This is a genomic window from Paenibacillus sp. JJ-223, assembly GCF_927798175.1.
GTDB classification, from domain to species: domain Bacteria; phylum Bacillota; class Bacilli; order Paenibacillales; family Paenibacillaceae; genus Paenibacillus; species Paenibacillus hubeiensis.
In genome coordinates this window covers 234725-253382 of record NZ_CAKMMP010000003.1, presented here as the reverse complement: position 1 = coordinate 253382, position 18658 = coordinate 234725, and the positions used below count along the sequence as shown (strand labels likewise).

18 protein-coding genes and 1 other annotated feature are annotated in these 18658 nt (G+C 47.0%); of the genes, 3 read left to right on the top strand and 15 right to left on the bottom strand.

All coding sequences use genetic code 11. The features are described from left to right. Positions 1 to 41 precede the first annotated feature (41 nt). A complete protein-coding gene (locus tag L6H98_RS07485) occupies positions 42 to 899 on the bottom strand; it encodes an ABC transporter permease subunit (RefSeq protein ID WP_236414353.1) in 858 nt (285 codons plus the stop codon). 416 nt (positions 900 to 1315) lie between these two features. On the opposite strand from L6H98_RS07485, the gene L6H98_RS07480 reads away from it, so the two are divergent. Continuing rightward, the gene (locus L6H98_RS07480) at positions 1316 to 2203 is read left to right on the top strand and encodes a carbohydrate ABC transporter permease (RefSeq protein ID WP_236414029.1); all 888 of its coding nucleotides are present in this window, start codon (positions 1316 to 1318) and stop codon (positions 2201 to 2203) included. A 129-nt stretch (positions 2204 to 2332) separates the two neighbouring features. On the opposite strand, the gene L6H98_RS07475 is transcribed toward L6H98_RS07480, so the two are convergent. From L6H98_RS07475 to tnpA, 3 genes are all read right to left on the bottom strand, one after another. Beyond that, positions 2333 to 4573, bottom strand: a complete 2241-nt coding sequence (locus L6H98_RS07475; RefSeq protein WP_236414028.1) for an AraC family transcriptional regulator — start codon at positions 4571 to 4573, stop codon at positions 2333 to 2335. A gap of 261 nt (positions 4574 to 4834) precedes the next feature. Next, positions 4835 to 5941, bottom strand: a complete 1107-nt coding sequence (locus L6H98_RS07470; protein WP_236414025.1) for a transposase — start codon at positions 5939 to 5941, stop codon at positions 4835 to 4837. Positions 5942 to 5952: 11 nt separating this feature from the next. After that, entirely contained in the window at positions 5953 to 6351 is a 399-nt protein-coding gene (gene tnpA, locus L6H98_RS07465; RefSeq protein ID WP_236414023.1) for an IS200/IS605 family transposase, read from the bottom strand. Between the two features lie 364 nt (positions 6352 to 6715). On the opposite strand from tnpA, the gene L6H98_RS07460 reads away from it, so the two are divergent. Further along, positions 6716 to 7342 carry a class I SAM-dependent methyltransferase gene (locus L6H98_RS07460; RefSeq protein ID WP_236414021.1) on the top strand — a complete coding sequence of 209 codons (627 nt, stop codon included), beginning with the start codon at positions 6716 to 6718 and terminating at the stop codon, positions 7340 to 7342. Positions 7343 to 7420: 78 nt separating this feature from the next. On the opposite strand, the gene ppsA is transcribed toward L6H98_RS07460, so the two are convergent. The 9 genes from ppsA to L6H98_RS07415 form a co-directional block, all read right to left on the bottom strand. Continuing rightward, positions 7421 to 10036, bottom strand: coding sequence for a phosphoenolpyruvate synthase (ppsA, locus tag L6H98_RS07455; protein ID WP_236414019.1), 2616 nt, complete (start codon positions 10034 to 10036; stop codon positions 7421 to 7423). Positions 10037 to 10314: 278 nt separating this feature from the next. Then, on the bottom strand, positions 10315 to 11088 hold the full coding sequence (locus L6H98_RS07450) for an ABC transporter permease (RefSeq protein WP_236414018.1): 774 nt from the start codon (positions 11086 to 11088) through the stop codon (positions 10315 to 10317). Further along, positions 11089 to 11850: an ATP-binding cassette domain-containing protein gene (locus L6H98_RS07445; protein ID WP_236414017.1), complete on the bottom strand. Its 762-nt coding sequence runs from the start codon at positions 11848 to 11850 to the stop codon at positions 11089 to 11091. A 23-nt stretch (positions 11851 to 11873) separates the two neighbouring features. Then, on the bottom strand, positions 11874 to 12740 hold the full coding sequence (locus L6H98_RS07440) for a pentapeptide repeat-containing protein (protein ID WP_236414016.1): 867 nt from the start codon (positions 12738 to 12740) through the stop codon (positions 11874 to 11876). A 13-nt stretch (positions 12741 to 12753) separates the two neighbouring features. After that, entirely contained in the window at positions 12754 to 13083 is a 330-nt protein-coding gene (locus tag L6H98_RS07435) for a PadR family transcriptional regulator (protein ID WP_236414015.1), read from the bottom strand. A 163-nt stretch (positions 13084 to 13246) separates the two neighbouring features. Further along, positions 13247 to 13633 carry a hypothetical protein gene (locus tag L6H98_RS07430; protein WP_236414014.1) on the bottom strand — a complete coding sequence of 129 codons (387 nt, stop codon included), beginning with the start codon at positions 13631 to 13633 and terminating at the stop codon, positions 13247 to 13249. Between the two features lie 47 nt (positions 13634 to 13680). Next, positions 13681 to 14205: a hypothetical protein gene (locus L6H98_RS07425; protein ID WP_236414013.1), complete on the bottom strand. Its 525-nt coding sequence runs from the start codon at positions 14203 to 14205 to the stop codon at positions 13681 to 13683. A 155-nt stretch (positions 14206 to 14360) separates the two neighbouring features. Continuing rightward, entirely contained in the window at positions 14361 to 14798 is a 438-nt protein-coding gene (locus L6H98_RS07420) for a ribonuclease domain-containing protein (protein ID WP_236414011.1), read from the bottom strand. 107 nt (positions 14799 to 14905) lie between these two features. Next, positions 14906 to 15799, bottom strand: coding sequence for a LysR family transcriptional regulator (locus L6H98_RS07415; protein ID WP_236414009.1), 894 nt, complete (start codon positions 15797 to 15799; stop codon positions 14906 to 14908). Between the two features lie 148 nt (positions 15800 to 15947). Between L6H98_RS07415 and L6H98_RS07410 the strand changes: the two genes are divergently transcribed. After that, complete coding sequence (locus L6H98_RS07410; protein WP_236414008.1) at positions 15948 to 17003, top strand: YeiH family protein; 1056 nt, start codon at positions 15948 to 15950, stop codon at positions 17001 to 17003. 60 nt (positions 17004 to 17063) lie between these two features. Here L6H98_RS07410 and L6H98_RS07405 read toward each other — a convergent pair whose 3' ends face one another. Together L6H98_RS07405 and trpS are read right to left on the bottom strand one after the other, a co-directional pair. After that, positions 17064 to 17192 carry a DUF6254 family protein gene (locus tag L6H98_RS07405; protein ID WP_236414007.1) on the bottom strand — a complete coding sequence of 43 codons (129 nt, stop codon included), beginning with the start codon at positions 17190 to 17192 and terminating at the stop codon, positions 17064 to 17066. 103 nt (positions 17193 to 17295) lie between these two features. After that, entirely contained in the window at positions 17296 to 18282 is a 987-nt protein-coding gene (gene trpS, locus L6H98_RS07400) for a tryptophan--tRNA ligase (protein WP_236414006.1), read from the bottom strand. A gap of 68 nt (positions 18283 to 18350) precedes the next feature. Continuing rightward, positions 18351 to 18602, bottom strand: a binding site (T-box leader). Positions 18603 to 18658 lie beyond the last annotated feature (56 nt).

The following is an 18658-nucleotide window of genomic DNA, read 5'->3' as shown; positions in this document are numbered from 1 at the left end:
CCCTTTTCGTGATTGTAGTTAGATGGGCGAGATCCCCCCAATTAGTAGACACCGTCTTCGCCGAATTTTTTGGCGAGCCGGTTTGCAAACATGACAAGAACGAGCCCTACCAACCCTTTGAACAGCCCTACCGTTGTGCTGAAGCTTAGTTGTCCGTTTTTTAAACCTGCCGTGAAGATGTACGTATCGAAAATCTCTCCCACTTCCCGGTTCAGCGAATTCAACAGCAAATACATGTGCTCAAAGCCGAGTTCAAGCGTATTTCCGATTTTGAGAATGAGCAGCGTGATAATGACCGGACGAATGGCCGGCAAGGTCACATGCCACATTTTGCGCAAGCGTGATGCACCATCCATCTCTGCCGCCTCATAAAGCTGCGTATCCACGACGGTAATCGCCGCCAAGTAAATGATCGTGGACCATCCGGCTTCCTTCCATATAATCTGCAAAATGTACATGGGGCGGAGCCATTCGGGCGATGTCAGGAAACTGATTTTGGTTCCACCGAAGGCAGCAATCAGTTCATTGACAACGCCGCCATCCACGCTCAAGAACACGTACGTAATCGAAACGATGATGACCCAAGACATGAAATGCGGAATGTAGACGATGGTTTGCACGGAATTTCTGAACAGCTTATGTCTTACTTCATTCATCATCAAAGCCAGAATGATCGGAATCGGAAAGAAAATGATCAGTTCCAGCGCAAACAAAATCAACGTATTGCTAAGCAGCAGGGCAAAGGTGGGCTCCGTGAACAGGCGGATAAAATGTTTGAAGCCTACCCACGGGCTGTCCTTGATCCCGAGAAACGGCTGATAATCCTGGAACGAAATGATGAGGCCGCCCATCGGAAAATACTTGAAGATGACGAAGTACACAAAGCCGGGAAGAATCATTAAGTAGAGAAGTTTGTTGGATGCCGCGTTTCTTAAATAATGGTTTAGGCCGGACTTTCCGTATACCTTGCGTTGCAATGGAACGACTGTGGAATCTGGCTCTTTCACTGCTTGCTGACCTCCTTGATCTGGATTCGTGGTTGATTGCTTCCCAAGCATATGTCATGGAGGCTATTCCGTACATAATCATTAGCTACTGGGGTTGCAGGATTCCTCATAACACGGGCTTTTTTTCGATTTTTATCGAAGTCGATCGTAGCTCATGATTATTATTCAACTCCCGGATTATCGTCGATGTTTTCTGTCCGGATTCGGTATTAAGGCCTGTTTCAATGTCCGTAGGTGATGATTATATACGGAATCTTTCACCGTTGTTATGGTGGGCATACACCACTATCCATCAAGGAGGAACAACCATGTTGTCCAAATCCGCACTCCGAAAAGAAAGCATCGGCAGCATCGTATTCAATGTTATGAATTATACGCTGCTGCTCCTTTTTTCCCTGGCATGCCTGCTGCCCTTCGTCAATGTCGTTGCCAGCTCCTTCGCATCTACGCAAGAAATCGTGCAAAAGAAATTCATTTTATTCCCGACGACCTTCTCGCTGGATGCCTATCGCTACATCTTCTCTACACCTACCATCTTCAAAGGGCTTGGCGTATCGGTTTTCATTACGGTTGCGGGGACCATCGTGAGCATGACGCTGACGGCACTCATGGCATACGGACTTTCCCGCCGCTATCTTCTGGGCAGAAACTTCATTAACTTTCTGATCGTCTTCTCCATGTTGTTCAGTGGGGGCATGATCCCGACGTTTCTGGTCGTTAAAGCCGTTGGATTGATCGATTCCTACTGGTCGATGATCATTCCGACTGCGATCAATGCGTTCAATCTGATCATCATGCGCAATTTCTTTCAGGCTCTCCCCGACAGTCTGGAAGAATCGGCGAAGATGGACGGGGCCAATGATTTTCGCGTACTGCTGCAGATCATGCTTCCGCTTGCCCTGCCGTCGATCGCCACGCTTTCCTTGTTCTACGGCGTGTCCTATTGGAACACGTATATGAATGCCATTCTGTATCTGAACGAATCCAAAATGTGGCCGCTGCAGGTGCTGCTTCGTCAGATCGTCATCGTCTCCAGCGGCATGGAAGGCAACAGCTCGGCCGTGGACATCGTGCCGCCGTCCCAAACGATCAAGATGAGCGTCATCGTTGTGGCTACCATACCGATGCTCATCGCCTATCCTTTCGTGCAAAAGCATTTCACGAAGGGTGCCCTCCTTGGTTCGGTGAAAGGATGAGCCGTTCATATGTTTCGTTTCATGTCGCTCCGTTTCGAGCCGGCAGACAACAATCCCCTCGGGTACGCTACCTGAGGGGATTTCGATTGGGTCTCAACCGTGATGAGTATGAAGCCTATATAAATCTGGTCAGCTTTCCATCTTCATCCGCCGGTATGCACCGGGGGTCAGATTCTCTTTTTTGCGAAAAGAGCGAATGAAATTTTGGGAATTCTGATAGCCCAGGCGTTCCGCGATGTCTTTCACGGGCATGTTGGTATCCACCAGCCATTTTCGGGCAACTTCCAGTCTGAAGTTCATGAGATATTCGCTAAAGGTTGTGCCGTATTCCTTGCGAAAGATGCTGCTTAGATAGTTGGGCGTGTAATGCAAACGTTCGCTGATGGATTCAAGCGACAAGTCCTGGTCATATTCCGTACGAACGATGGATGCCATGCGGTCCGCGATGGAACGGAATTGCTGGTTGGCTCTCTCCTGCATGCTCGCGACCATCGGATAGATGACTTCATGAACGAGAATATGTTCGATCTCTTCCGGATTCAGCGTATTCAGCAGCCTGTGATACAACGTGGAATTGGTTTGCGTAAGCAATATCTCGGCCCCGATCAGCTGCTCCAGCTGAATCAAATTGTTCACAAAGCGGATCAGCGTGATCTCCAGATTCATCGGGTTCGGACTATGTTTCATCATGTCGGCCAAGAACGGATATAACGTGCGCGACACTTCTTCTTTGTCCCCTAACCGAATGGCGTCGAACAGACGGGTTTCCAGCTCCGTAGGGTAATGCAGCAATGTCGGCCCACCGCTGCGGGAAATGTCCTCGTAGAAAATAACGGACTCTTTGCCCAGCTTCAGGCGCTGATAAAGCGCTTCAAGGCTCATATCCGATGCCTCGCGGCTGTTCATCAGATCTCCGTAAGGAGCACTGATGCCTACACTCACGGAAGCCGACCAGTATTCGCGGGCCAGCATGATCACTTGTTTGGCGTACGCCATCATGACATCGCGCATCTCTTGGGCTCGTTCGGCATCGAAGTAGAGCAGCGTTGCCTGCGTTCGTTCATTAAGCACTACCGGCAGCATTCGTTCGGATTCCGGCACGATCTCCTGTACAAGTTGATTTACTGCGAGAAGCAGCGTATCTTTGTCAGCCAAGGGACCTTTCCCGCGGCGATCGATCTGAATCAGCATGGTGACGAACAGAACATCGGTGGTGATGCGGTAACCGAACCGCTCCAGATTATCCGCCACTTCTTCGCGGGTCAGCCGATTTTGCAGCATATTAAGCACAAACTGCGTTTCCAGCTTCGGCTTCTCCAGATGCATCAGCTGTTCCAAACTTTGGTTTTCAGACACGATGGAATCGATCGATTGAATAATCCAGTCGACTTCGTCCTTGATCGTTCTCTCGGAACGGTTCCCGAGACTGTGCCGGATTTTGCGGAAAGGCTTGGCAAGATACAGCGAGATGATGTAGGCAAGAACGACCATCAAGCCCAAAATCACGATGCCCATGACAATAAGGCCGACACGAGTCGTCGTCAATGCCTGGCTGACTTCCTTCTGATCCAGAAGCGTGACATAGGTCCAACCATTATAGGCTGAGCGGGCATACAATCCGATCAAGGTTCCACCGGACGGGTCGGGAATTTCCATTTGCCCTGCACGCGGTTCGCTCACTGTCTGACTGCTTATCCACCCCATCTGCTCGCTCGACAGCGCCTTTTGCTCCGTCTGGCTTGCGTATAACAGCTCTCCTTGTTTGTCTAATATGTAGATGGCGGCATCAGGTTGGGTCTGCAGCGAAAGATTCAACGTACGGAGCGAAATATCCGACATGGCGATCGCTTCTTTTTCCTTGGAATACACGGGTAAGGCATGTAATAACCGAATCCCGTCTTCGGTTTTGGTCCAATACAGCCCTTTGCCGTCGGCATCGGCGAATAGGTGCTGCAATCCTTCTTTTTCGGTGTCCGTCATCCGGGTTAAGGATCCGTTGGACAGACTCCAGTTTTGCTTTAGGCTTACCAGCGTATATTGGATACCATCCAGGCCCATCGTTGCGATATAACCCAATTGGGAGTTCAATTCCCGATAGGCTTCGTAATCCTGTCCGGTCAGCGGACTGTCGATCACCGTGCGGAACGATGGCGTTGTGCTGTATGTGGCAAAAGCATACTCGATCGTCTGAATTTTCTGCTCCAATGTATTGCGGACCTGCATGATGAGACTTTGGCGTCCCTCTCCGAGCCGTTCGATCACGGACTTCGTGGTAGAAATATAAATATAACTTCCGAAACAAACAACGATGCCCACGCTGAGGAGCAGAATTGGAACAAAGATATTGTAAAAAGTTTTACTTTTTCGCACGGAACGCCCCTCCACTCTTGAGTTCGTTAAATGCAAGTTATCGCTTTCGCTGCTCCAGATGGGTTCTGCCTCTCTTTTGTAATCGCTTGCATGCGTCATACACTTGAATTTTACCATGGCGGAGGATGGCAGTGTAGACATAACACAGTGAACTACCCTCCACCTACGCAAACTCTTTGAGGTGGGGGCTTCTAAGGTAATCGCACCTATCGGTACGAAATTGACTTAGCTTCCCGAGCCTGTTCCATGCTCTATATCATTTTATGCTAACATTCGCAGTCCTTCGTTTTTGATGTTGATCGAAGCATTCCAGTCTCGATCTGCCACAAAACCACAATCACAGTGGAATATACGGTCAGAAAGAGATAAGGACTCCTTGATGTGACCGCAACTTGAACACGTTTTGGAGGATGGAAACCATTTGTCGATTTCGATCAGCTTCTTTCCTTGATCCTCTAACTTGTATTGGAGAAACCTCGTGAACATGCCCCATGCTTGATCAGAAACGCTTTTGCCAAAATGGAGGGCTTGTGACATTCCCTTCATATTGAGGTCTTCAATGACCACGCAATCATACCGTTTCGCTAATTTGTGCGATTCTTTATGTAGAAAGTCTCGTCGCTGATTGGCAATTTTTTCGTGTAGCTTCGCTACCTTCAAACGCTGTTTGTGCCAACGCTGAGAACCTTGCTTTCTGCGTGACAAAATACGCTGTTCCTTTGCCAATTTCTCCAATGCTTGGCGGTAGAAACGAGAGGAATTGGCTGTCTTCCCTTCTTCACTATCCACATATAAGGCACTCATGGAAAAATCTAAGCCAACAACAGCTTGTATTTCTTTTTGTACAGGGCGATGTTCGTATTCCGTGAGAATAGAAACGTAGTATTTTCCCGTTTTTGTTCGAGAAACCGTACAAGACTTGATGATATGATGCGAAGGGATTTCCCGATGCTGCTTGATTTTCACGAGTTTCAGCTTCGGTAATTTGAGATAGCCATCCAAGAGCATGATGTTTCCGTTGACCACATTTGTTGTATAGGACTGTCTTGCTTTACGACTTTTGAATTTCGGAAACTTGGCTCGACCCGAAAAGAAGCTTTGATATGCCTTCTGCAAATGAAGTTGAGCATTTGCCAAAGCAAGACTGTCCACTTCTTTGAGCCACACAAACTCCTTTTTATACTTGGCAGGGGTAGGGAATTTTTGCTTCTTTAGCGTTTCTTGATCAGCCTTGAATTGTTCATACGTATCCTTTCGTTCAGCTAACATTTGGTTGTAGACGAAGCGAACACAACCGAAGGTTTTTGCAAGAAGCTGTTCTTGTCGTGGTGTGGGGTATAGACGGAATTGATAGGCCTTGTTTGCCATCTCGAATCACCTCACTTCATCCCTTGATGTTCAATATATTTCTTGATCTCTTCAATAGGGGAACCACCCGTTGTAAGTAGGCAAAAGCTCCTTGACCAAAAATATTCTTTCCACAGTTTCTTTCTGACTTGTGGAAACTCTTTCTTGATCAGCCTTGAGCTTGCACTTTTATAGGCGTTGATGAATTTTGACAATTCGGTATTCGGATGTGCTTTGAACAAAATATGCACATGGTCCATATTATGATTCCATTCGACCAAAGAGATATTGTAATTTTCGCCCAATCGAACGAACATCTCTTTCGCATAGTCAGATACGGTATCATCAATCACTTCTCTACGATGTTTCACGACCAGAACGAGATGATAATACAACAAGAACACTGAATGATTATTATTATCCAATTTCATTGATTTACCAGCCTTTCGATGTTCTAATACTGATTATATCATAGTATAGAAAAATGTATCAACATAAAGACTCTAGGCTTCGCCTACTGAAAGTTAAAAATCAGCCAAAAATTGCACAGGGAGGAAATAAAGATGAATCCCTTTTACGAAATTCGCACCGAGGAATTGTCCGTGATCCGGAATGCCAGGCAGTTGGCCTTTAATGTCTACCGGTATTTGAAGTAAAGGTATGACTTGTACTTCGTTAAGCGATGACTGTTTACAGTCGGAAGATTATCAATTATAGTTATTAAAGAGTTTATATATCTATAATAATGAGACTCTCTCATAACTTACGAATGAAACGAAAGGAGATCAACGCATCATGGAATTTTGGGAATCCAGCTTTATTGAGAAACAAACGATGTGGGGATTTGAACCTGCAGATTCGGCCATGTTGACCAGAGATTTTTTCCTTGCGGAACATGTGAAGCATGTGCTGATTCCGGGTATTGGGTATGGTAGAAACGCAAAGGTTTTTATGGATGCAGGCATCGCTGTCACCGGCATTGAAATTTCACAAACAGCCATCGATTTGGCGAGGCAAAACGGGATTGACATCGATATCGTACATGGTTCGGTAACCGGCATGCCGTTTGATGACAAACGTTACGACGGCATATTCAGCCACGCCCTGATCCACTTATTGAACCAAGGTGAAAGAGAAAAATTCATTCAAGATTGCTATGCTCAGCTAAAGCCAGGCGGTTATATGGTCTTTACCACGATTTCCAAAAAAGCTCCGATGTTCGGTACAGGCAAGCTTTTGGATCAAAACTATTTCGAGACAAAGGATGGCGTCAAACTGTTCTTCTATGACACGGATTCCATTACGGATCAATTCGGTAAATTCGGGCTGGTCGAGATTTCGGAAATAAACGAACCGAACAAAAGCATGGCCAATAAACCTTCGATGCCATTTTTAATGATTACATGCAAGAAAGCATCATAAACGTTTGTCAGATCAAAAAACCGTTAATCCGAAACGATCAACGGTTTTTTGGGGTCTGTTTTGAACCGACTCTGGATGTTACAGCACCTCGATATATCCTTCCGTACCATGCAAGCGAATCCGCTGCCCATCTTTGATTCGCTCGGTAGCTTTCTCTACGCCGACGATGGCCGGCAAGCCATATTCACGGGCAATAACGGCTCCATGGGTCATCAGGCCGCCAACTTCGGTAACCAGTCCTGCGATGGAAACAAAGCATGGCGTCCAGCTTGGATCCGTGAAAGGCGTGACCAGAATATCCCCTGGCTCCAAATGGGCATCTTCCATGTTAAAAACGACGCGAGCCCTCCCTTCAATGACTCCGGAAGAAACGGGCAAACCAACGATCGCTCCGCCAGGCAGGTTTTCACGCTTATACTCGCCTGCAATAATTTCGCCATCCGACGTGATCACGCGCGGCGGCTTTAGTTTTTCATACGTTTTGTATTCCGCTTTTCGCTGGCTAATGATCCGTTCATCCAACGTATTTGTGCGAACGACTTCATGAAGCTCCTGAAAAGTGAGATAGAAGATATCTTCTTTTTCGCGGATCACTTCTGCCTGTACAAGCTGCTCGGCTACTTTCAACAATGTTTGTTTATAAATGAAATAGCGATGAATCATGCCGTATTTCGGATATTCCCGATAACCGCTGAGATTTCGGATCAGGTCGATCTTGCGTTTGGTTTCTTCGGCTTTTTGCTCCCCGTCCGGTAGTTCTTTCAGTCGTTCCAATAACTCTTGTTCTTTGTTCAAAGCTTCCTGCCGTCCGAGCTCAAACTTGCGCTTCCCCGCATGCGGTTCGAAGTTTTTGATATTGTTGAGGATTAGCGGAACCAGTGTGATCGGTTTCTCGCTCCAGCGTGTTCGCGTAATATCGATTTCTCCGGCACACCGCATGCCGTATTGATCGAGGTACGCCTGGATTGCACGTTGAGCCCCTCGTCCACCTTCCACGTGGGCCAATCCGTCCAAAAAGTGGTCCTCTTTGACCTGTTCCAAATATTCGATCACTTCCGGATAAGGACGAATGACGTCCGCAACGTCCAGCAGGGCGAGGCCCATTTCCGAAGTAATATTACCTGTTACGGATTGTGATAACGTGTCTGCTGCGTTTTTCTCCCCCAGCCACTCGTTCATTTTTTCATTGATCCAAGTAGAAGCATTCATCGCCGTCATAATGACGGCCGAGCTTTGCGGGTCAAATAGAAGTTTCTTTAATTGCTGGATATCTTCCAGAATGAAATCCATGGCATCTAAACCCGATTTCGATTGGATGTCATGTTTTAACTGTTCTATGGAGGCTTGATTTTTCTTGATCAAACGGGAAACGATGTCCGGGTCGTTCGCCAACTGGGCTTCATGACCTGCATGCGGCACTTTTGGTCTGCCCTTACCCGAACCTTGTTCGTTCGCTTCTTGGGGTAACGTTGGAATGAAATCCCTTCGCTCCACAATCGTCATAAGAGCGTCCTTGACCAGCGGATCGTATTGGCCCAGGCCGTTCAGGAGGGTGTCCCTGCCGGCGGCAGAAGCGAGCATGGGAGTAGCGTCAACGAACAGTCTTCCTCCTGCTGTACGCATGGGTGCCGGCGTGGTTAACAGATAAAAGGACAAGCCTAACGGTTTCATGGGATCCGTCATCATTTGTTGGTGACCGACGGATATATAAACATGATTTTCTTGATCGTTCACTTCAGGGATCGGGTATAACGTTGTGATCGGCCGACTCTGGACCACATAAAACGTTTGATCAGCCAAACACCATTCAATATCTTGCGGACAGCCGAAATATGCTTCGATCTGCTTTCCGATCCGTGCCAATTGCACAATTTGCTGATCCGTAAGCGTTTGGGTCTTCTGCTGCTCAGGACCGAGCTGCCGCGTTTCTGTGCCTCCGCCTTGACGTGCATAGATCGCCAGTTTTTTATCCGAAATTCTCTTCTCGACGATTTCTCCTTCACGTACTTTATAACCGTCAGCGGATACCAGCCCGGAAACCAGTGCTTCTCCAAGGCCATAACCCGCATCGATCGATACCATTTTCCGATTGGAAGTCATCGGATCGGCGGTAAATAAAATACCTGAAGCCTCGGGAAAAACCACCCTTTGTATGATGACGGATAAATAAACGTGTCTATGGTCGAATCCGTTCTGTATCCGGTAAATGACGGCGCGATCCGTAAACAAGGACGCCCAGCATTTCCGGATATGCTGCAAAATGTCTTCTGTGCCGATGATGTTCAAATATGTGTCTTGTTGGCCGGCAAAAGAGGCATGCGGCAAATCTTCGGCAGTTGCACTGGAACGTACCGCATAAGCCTGTTCTTCGCCAAACTGTGATACGTAGTCCGTGACTGCTTTCGCAACGTCTGTAGGGATCTCACTTGTCATGATGGATTGCCGAACTTTGTGGCTGATTTCCCCGATTTGGTCCCGATCCTCTGCTTGGATCAGAGCGAGCCGATCCAGTAATGCATCATAAATTGGATTGTGTTCAACCGCTTTTTGGTAGCTCAATGTTGTCACGCAAAATCCATCGGGCACATGAATGCCTGGAATTTTCGATAATTCCCCGAGATTCAGCCCTTTTCCGCCAACAAGCAAAAGCTGGTCATTGTTCATTTCGTGAAAACCGAGTACCAGAGGGTTCATTCCATGTCACTCCTTATTCATGAATTCAGAAAAAATCATTTGACAAGAGTTCATCAGCGTACTATAATTAAATTATAAGATGAACTACTTATGCAAAATTCACAATATAGAATCGCATTCCGATTGTAACATTGTAGTTCTGTATATGCAATACTAAAGGACCCGATAAATGTTATCAGGTTCTTTTTTTTTGATGCCGCAATACCGATAATGATGCAAAAAAAAGAATGGTACCCGCGAAACCTGGCACCACCAGCAGAACAGAATTTATGCTTTCTTTAGCTTCTTACGCGCTTTTTATACACTTGCATCGCCAATCCATACGCTACGAGCATAATTCCGACACACCATACAAGAGCCACCCACAGATTACTACCCACCGGCTGACCTGACAGTAGCGCCCGAATGGATTCAACGATTGCGGTCACCGGCTGGTTTTCGGCAAAGGCACGCACAATCGATGGCATTGAATCAGTCGGGACAAACGCCGAGCTGATAAACGGCAGGAATATCATCGGATAAGAAAAAGCGGTTGCACCATCCACAGATTTCGCGGACAGCCCGGCAATCGTCGCAACCCAGGTTAACGCGAGTGTAAACAATATGAGTATACCTGCTACGGCAAGCCATGACAGGATTCCCGCTGACGAACGAAACCCCATAATAAGCGCTGCGAGAATAATGATGACAACCGATATGGCGTTGGATACCAGTGATGTCAGCACATGCCCCCACAACAAGGTGGAACGTGAAATGGGCATGGTGTGAAACCGCTCAAATATACCTCGTTGTACATCAATAAACAGGCGATAAGCCGTGTAAGATACGCCGCTGGCGATGGCTATAAGCAGAATGCCTGGCAGCAGATAGTTCACATAGTTATCCGTTCCGGATTCAATTGCACCTCCGAATACATAGACGAACAGCAGCATGAATGCGATCGGCATGACGGTGACTGTAATGATGGTGTCCATACTGCGAGAAATGTGGAGCATTGAGCGTCCGAGCATGACACCCAGATCGTTAAAAAAATGTTTTTTTGTCGTCTCCATTTACGCTCCCTCCTTTTTGCCAACGATGGCGAGAAAAATCTCTTCCAACGTCGGCTGTTTTTCAACATACTCCACCTTTGTGGATGGAAGCCGTTTTTTCAGCTCCGCGAGCGAGCCGTTTGCGATAATTTTGCCTTCATGCAAGATGGCTATTTTGTCGGCAAGCTGCTCTGCTTCCTCCAAATACTGCGTCGTAAGAAGAATCGTCGTACCACCGTCGGCAAGCTCTTTGATAATTTTCCAAACCTCAATGCGCGATTCCGGGTCCAGCCCGGTCGTTGGCTCATCAAGGAAAATGACCCGAGGACTTCCCACAAGGCTTAAGGCGATATCGAGCCTGCGGCGCATCCCTCCGGAATAGGTGGAAGCTCTGCGATCGGCGGCATCTGTCAAGCTGAAGCGTTTAAGCATGTGATCCGCCACTTGACGCGGATTTTTGAGGTATCGCAGTTTGGCAATCATGATCAGATTTTCCCTTCCGGTCAAAATCTCGTCTACAGCGGAGAATTGTCCGGTCAGGCTGATCGCCTGTCGCACATTGTCGGGGCTTGATGCAACATCGAATCCGTTTACGGAAGCTGTTCCCCCGTCCTGTTTCAACAACGTGGTGAGTATTTTGACAATCGTCGTCTTGCCCGCGCCGTTAGAACCAAGCAGGGCAAAAATACTCCCTTGATCCACTTCGAAATCTACGCCTTTGAGGATGTGAAGCTGTTTGTAGGACTTTTGCAGTCCTTTCACTTGAATTGCAGCGTTTTGCATATTCCTTCCTCCTCGAACTGTTTTTAAATAACAGTAACTTTCGACAAGTCCGCCTCCATGCCTTTAAGAGCTGCGTATGTCAACTTATCCATCATAGCGTCATCAAAGCAGACGGTTTTGATGGCACGATAGTATTTCTTGGACAAAGTAAAGCCGGAAACAAACGAAACATTTTTGAGTATCGCGCCTTTAAACGAAGCTTCGTTAAGTGCCGACTTGTCAAACTTGACCCCGATGAAAGTCTGCCCGTCAAATCGCTGCCCCCGCAGATCCGAATATCTGAAATCTACACCGGTAAAGCTACAGCGATCAAAGACCGTTTTTCTAAGATCAGCCATATTTAACATCACATCCGTTAACTTCACATCCGTGAATTTTGCCCGATCCAGACCCGACTTGCTGATGTTGGTACGTACAAGGATGGATTTATAGAAACTTGAATTCGTAAGGTCGATGGCAGATAGGTTGCAATCCGTCAGATTCGCATGGTCAAAAATGGAATCTCTCACATCACTGCTTGCGAATGTGCTGCCGGTTAAGTCAGCACCGGTAAAATCGGAGCCTCGCAGCGCGCTTCCCGAAAATTTCCCTTGATGCGCGGTGACGCCGGCAAAATCGCTTTTGGCCAGATTACTTGCACTAAAGTTTGTCACTACTTGTCGTTCCAATGAACGGGAAAGATTAGCCACTTCTCGTACCGTTTGCTCAATGTCACCGATGCTGTCAATGGTCATCGCAAAGGCCGTTTCATCGTCCTTGCCTTCGGCTTTGAGTTCACGGAATCGCTCCTGCAAGTCGGAAAGCAGATCGGTTTTTAATTCAGCAACGCTTTTCACCCCATCATACGGTGCGAACACGCCATTTAAATAATGGTTCAATCTTTCAGTCATCACATCAAGCCCCCTATAACAGGTTTTCGAGCACGCGTTTTGCATACTCCCAATTGCTTTTGTTGTTGGCGTAAGTCTCCTTGCCCTTTTCGGTAATTCGGAAATATTTACGCCGTCCGCCCTGAGACTCATCGCCCCAATACCACTCGATATCACCGTCTGCCTCGAGCCGGCGGACGCTGGAGTACATCGTGGCTTCTTTTAGTTCATACTTGCCACCCGAGCGCTCGGCAATCAGCTTCACAATTTCATAGCCATAGCGGTCAGCTTCGAACAAGAGCCGTAAGATCATCGTATCCGTATGTCCGCGCAGCAGGTCGGATGTGATTTTGTTTTCGCTCATACAATCACCTCCACAATTGCATAATACGATACATTACTATGACTGTCAAGGTACTGTTTTTGTAGTATTACTTTGCCTGAACAATCTTATGCTCTTGCGTTGACAAAAAAAAGAACCCCCATTACTTCATGGAAGTTCTTCTTAGGCGGCTTTGAACTCGGCCCTACGTTATGCAGTTAGAAGAAGGATCATTCAAAAGATCATCTATGGCTTGCACCGCGAGATCCAGCGATTTCATTCTTCGTTCCAGCAGCGTTCTTTGAGGGCTGCCTTCTTTCGACTTGGCATATGCGCGCTCTAGGGACGGAAACAAACCAGTAAGAATATGGCGAGCTTCCGTCAAATCTTCCCGGGCAAACGAATGCGTTCTCTGATCCCAAGTGTGATTCAGGATCGCCAAGCCTATGTACAGCGCATGCAGCCTTTTCTTGATTAAGGTGGTATTTGCGCCTTTCTCCGTCATTTGCGCCAATGCATTTTCGCACTTGTTTATGGTCGATTGAAAAGATGTTATGGATTCCTGCTTTACTGCATCGGATACACGTTCCATGATCGTCCCCCCTCTTATCATATATTTTGCTTGTCATGCTGATGTCGTCAATCCCCGATATAGAAAATGCTTTGGAACAGTGCCACGAAAAATCCCGGCTCTTGTATGGGACAATCGGCTTCAATCTCCAATCTTACCTTAAACCATTCGCTTGGTTTCATTTGCCATTTTGCCAATACTTCGCCCGACTGCATGAACTTGGCCCAATCAAACAGATCTTTTTTTACCACATACTCTTGATCTCGATGGGTGACCTTAAACTCTGGAGCAACCTTTTGCCATGTGGTGTAGGTTACACGGAAAGTATCTTGAGTACGATTGTTTTTGACGAAGTATTCCGGTTTACCGATCCACGGCGTCTTTTTTGAGCATTGAAATATCGGTTGACCTTCTGAAGAATACACTTCAACACTCGCAGACCAATCGATATCAAAAATGACATTGCCCCACTTTACTAGAGCATTCGGATAAATTCGTCGGAATGTACAGGATACATTTCCCTGTTCATCCTTTACCTCAATCCGTTGGGTCGAAGCTTTCAGCTTTGGTGGAGTATAATAAAACGTCTTCATCGATACCTCCCTTTCATGATAAATTTTATCACATCCCCTTTTGTTTATAATCCTTTTGTACGCAAAAAAAAGCCGCTAGCAGCGGCCTCCTGGCTTTCATGGGTAAAAATCTGGTTTTTCCCTTCAGATATGATTCTAGTGGTTGATCTTCACGTTTATTTTATTTGTTCAAATGTTTGGTAATGGTCGGTCGTTTTATAGATCAGTCCGTCATTGGAGTATAAAATCCGGTCGCTTCCCCGCGTGCCGCCTGAATAATTTATGTCAGCCTCGTACCAGGTCCGCCCTTTCTTTTTGGGCAGCAACCCTTCCCGGTTCTGAAATACGTCACCGCCAATGCTTTTGCCGGGAGCAACTTTGTCCAAATTACCCTCGCTTGGCTTCCATCCAAGCTCCCTGGCCTCTTTCTTGGTAATATAATAATCCGGAAGTTCATGATGTTCGCTGATGTACTCGGCAACTTCATCAAATTGCGTCTGCGCCGCCCCTGCTTGCGATGAACCGATATCGGGCAATGATTGGAGGGAACAGCCTGCGAACAATAATGTAGATAGAATAATAAGTAAGGTGGATATCCATTTTTTTAAAGCCACTGCGGTTTGCTCCTTTTACTTTCGTATGATTAGCAATCAATAACAATTTATTATACTTATGAACCAAACTGGCGTCAAAAGGTTTAGAAGTCTTCAGGCCAATCTGATTATATAAAATGGTTGTCCAATGTAAGCAATCTTTCCGAAAACACTTCATTTGCTCTGGAAGGAACTTGACCCGTGCGGCGAACGAATGAAAAGTTCCGTTCGAGACGGATTCCAGGAATGGATATTTCCTTCAACAATCCGGCGGTGAGTTCCCTTTTTACGACCCAGCGAGACAACATGGCCATGCCTAATCCGGAGAACACGGCTTCTTTGACGCCCTGGCTGCTGTTAAAAACATATGAACGCTCAATCCTTAAACCCGTCTGAGCCAAGAACCGATCGCTGGCAGCCCTTGTTCCAGAACCGCTCTCGCGAAGAACCCATACCTGATCCTGTAATCGCTCTACGTCAACCACATCCGACAGCGTCAGTGGGTGTCCTTCAGCCGCCACGATAATCAACTCGTCCTTCATGAAAGGTGTCACCGCCAGATCATGGGCCTCGATATCCTCTTCGATCAAGCCCATATCCATATTGTTATCCCGAATAGCCTCAACAACTTGAGCGGAATTTCCGATAAACACCCCCATTTCGACTTCGGGGTATTGCTTCGCAAACGATGCAAACAGACGAGGCAGCACGTATTCACCGATCGTAAAACTGGCTCCGATTTGTAACGTTCCGCTTACGTCATCATGCAATCGAGCAATATCCAATTTTACCGACTCGTACACATTCAGCATTTCCTTGGCACGAACATAGAGCAGCTCGCCCGCTTCGGTCAACTTTACCCACTTCGGTGAACGATGCAGCAACTTTGCATTAAATTCCTTTTCCAGATTGCGAATGTGCAAACTGACGCCAGGCTGCGATAAATGCAATATTTCCGCGGCCCGAGAGAAATTGCGCTGCTCCACCACGGTTACGTATACTTTCAACGTTTCGACAATCATGATTTCCCTCCAACTTAATATCCATATACATTTCGATCAATCATTATGTTTTGTTATGATAAGCATTTCAACCTCGTATTTCTCTTTGTAATCATAACTCATTATAGTTATACATGAAAATGAACAATTAAAAATGGATGTGATAACAATGATTCAACCCTCTGCCTTGCAACAAGTAAAAACGAATAAATGGGGGTTTACGCTGGGGATTGGTCTTACTTTGAGTCTTGCGCTTGCCGCCAAATATGCAGCCGGCTTTCCTTTTCTTAGCATTATGGGACAACTCGTGCTTGCCATCCTGTTCGGCATGCTCTGGAGAATGGTTATGGGAGTACCGCAACGTATCGCAAACGGAATTTCATTTTCAGCAAAAAAACTGCTGCGTTACGGAATCATCTTGCTTGGCATGCGGCTGAATATGCGGGATATTGTTCACGCCGGACCGAAGGTCGCCCTGATCTCCATCCTGAACATAACGATAACGATATGTGCCGTGTACGGCATTGCAAAACTGTTCAAAGTAGAGAAACGATTGGGACTGTTAACGGCATGCGGAACAGCCATTTGCGGAGCCGCGGCGGTGGTTGCCATTTCCCCGCAAATGAAAGCCAAAGACGAAGAAACAGCTATCGCTGCTGCCGCCGTTGCGATTCTGGGCACTATTTTTACACTCGGCTATACGCTGCTATATCCTATGCTCCATTTATCCCCTTCGGGGTACGGCATTTTCGCCGGAGCTACTTTACATGAAATCGCACATGTCATCGCAGCCGCCGAACCTGTTGGCAAAGAGGCTGTCGATCTGGCCGTCATCGTTAAACTAACCCGTGTAGCGATGCTGGTGCCCGTTGCGCTCCTGATCGGATTTTGGACTCATCGCAAGGAAGGCTGCAAACATGCAGAAACGGGCGTTCCGGATAAGAAAGGTTGGAAATCTATTCCCATCCCTTGGTTCATTTTTGGTTTCCTTGCGATGAGTGCGGTGAATACATTGCAGATCATCCCTGCAGCGGCAGCAAACCAGATCGTTTTCGCGGCTTATTTGCTCATTGCGATGGCGATGGCTGGCCTGGGACTCAATGTAGATACAGGTACATTTCGACGAATGGGTTTAAACGCTTTGGCCGCCGGTTTTATCGGTTCGGTGCTGCTTGCATTTATGGGATATATATTGGTGAACATGTTAGGCCTAGGTCGATCCTGAGCCATTTGGCAAGCTTCTAAAATGCAAAAGACTGCCGGTAAAATACCGACAGTCTTCCACCTATAACGTAGTATGCTTCTCGTCATATTCGCTTGATAATTCTTTGAGCGATTTGATTTTGCCATGAGGATGCTGTTCTTGCTTTCGTGACTTCCAAGCAGCTTCCTGCCTTCTTTTCTGGCGTGCCATAAAAGGAGACCTCCTCTGGAAAATAGAAGTATACCACTTTTTTATGTTGCCATTCGTAGGCTGCTTTTATTCATGTTTCAAAAGCACGAATCCAGGCTTTCATTTAAAATGTGACCAAACCCATCGCCTGTTTGGCGCGTTTTAGGGTGTCATATGCTTTCTCGGATGCTTTTTGCGCACCTCGCTTCAGAATATCGTCCAACTCCCGGGAATCTACGATTTCCTTGAATTTTTCCTGAATGGGTACTAATTTGTCAACCACGACCTCTGCCAAATCCTTTTTGAATGTACCATAACCCTCACCGGCGTATCTCTTCTCGATGATTTCCACAGGTTCGTTGGCAAATACCGAATAGATTTCGATCAGATTGCTGACGGCAGGCTTGGTGTCCCAGTCACAGCGCACGCTGCTTTCGGAATCGGTGACTGCACGGGCAAATTTCTTCCGGATCGTGTCAGGAGGATCGAGCATCAACACATAACTGCTGAGGTTCGGATTGCTCTTGCTCATTTTCTTGGTGGGATCATCTAATCCCATGATTCGACTGCCAATGTCCTGGATCAGCGGTTCAGGTACAACGAACGTCTCCCCGAAACGATGATTGAAGCGTTCCGCCAGATTGCGCGTTAATTCCAGATGCTGTTTCTGGTCTTCGCCGACAGGTACATGGGTCGCTTGATAGAGCAGGATATCGGCTGCCATAAGGACCGGATACGTGAACAAGGCCGAGCTTACCGATTCTTTCCCGTTCGATTTGTCTTTGAACTGGGTCATTCTGCCCAATTCGCCAAAGCTTGCTTGGGTTTCAAGCAACCAGGCAAGCTCCGTGTGAGCGGGCACCTGCGATTGCAGGAAAATGGCGGATTTCGTCGGGTCAATGCCGGCCGCAATATAGAACGCCGCGATTTCTCTGGTCCGCCGTGCCAATTGTTGCGGATCCTGCGGCACAGTGATGGCATGCAAATCAGGAACGAAGAAAAAACACTCAAAATCATGTTGATACTGGACGAATTGACTGAGTGCTCCGCCATAACCTCCAATATTCAAGTCGCCGCTAGGCTTAATGCCTGACAAAATTTGTTTGTTCATTGTTATTCCTCCTCTTTTACGCGTCCTTCATCTCCGAGGCTTCCAAAACAAAAAAACACTTCATCCCGTAAAGGGACGAAGTGTTTGGCTCCGCGATACCACCCGAATTCGGCCAAAGGCCGCACTCTAACCTGTCAAAACGACTAACAGGGCTCCCTGGAATAACGGTGGGATGCCGTCAACGCCTACTGTTCGCAGTACGAAGTTCGGATTGAAGCGAATGGACCCATTCATTGCGCTGCCTCGTGCCGGACCTCTCACCAATCGCCGGCTCGCTTGGACGAATTCGCACAACTACTCTTTCCATTCATCGCCTAAATATCATTGTTGGTTAATTGTTAAAGAGTTTACATGAACAAACGAAGGAATGTCAACC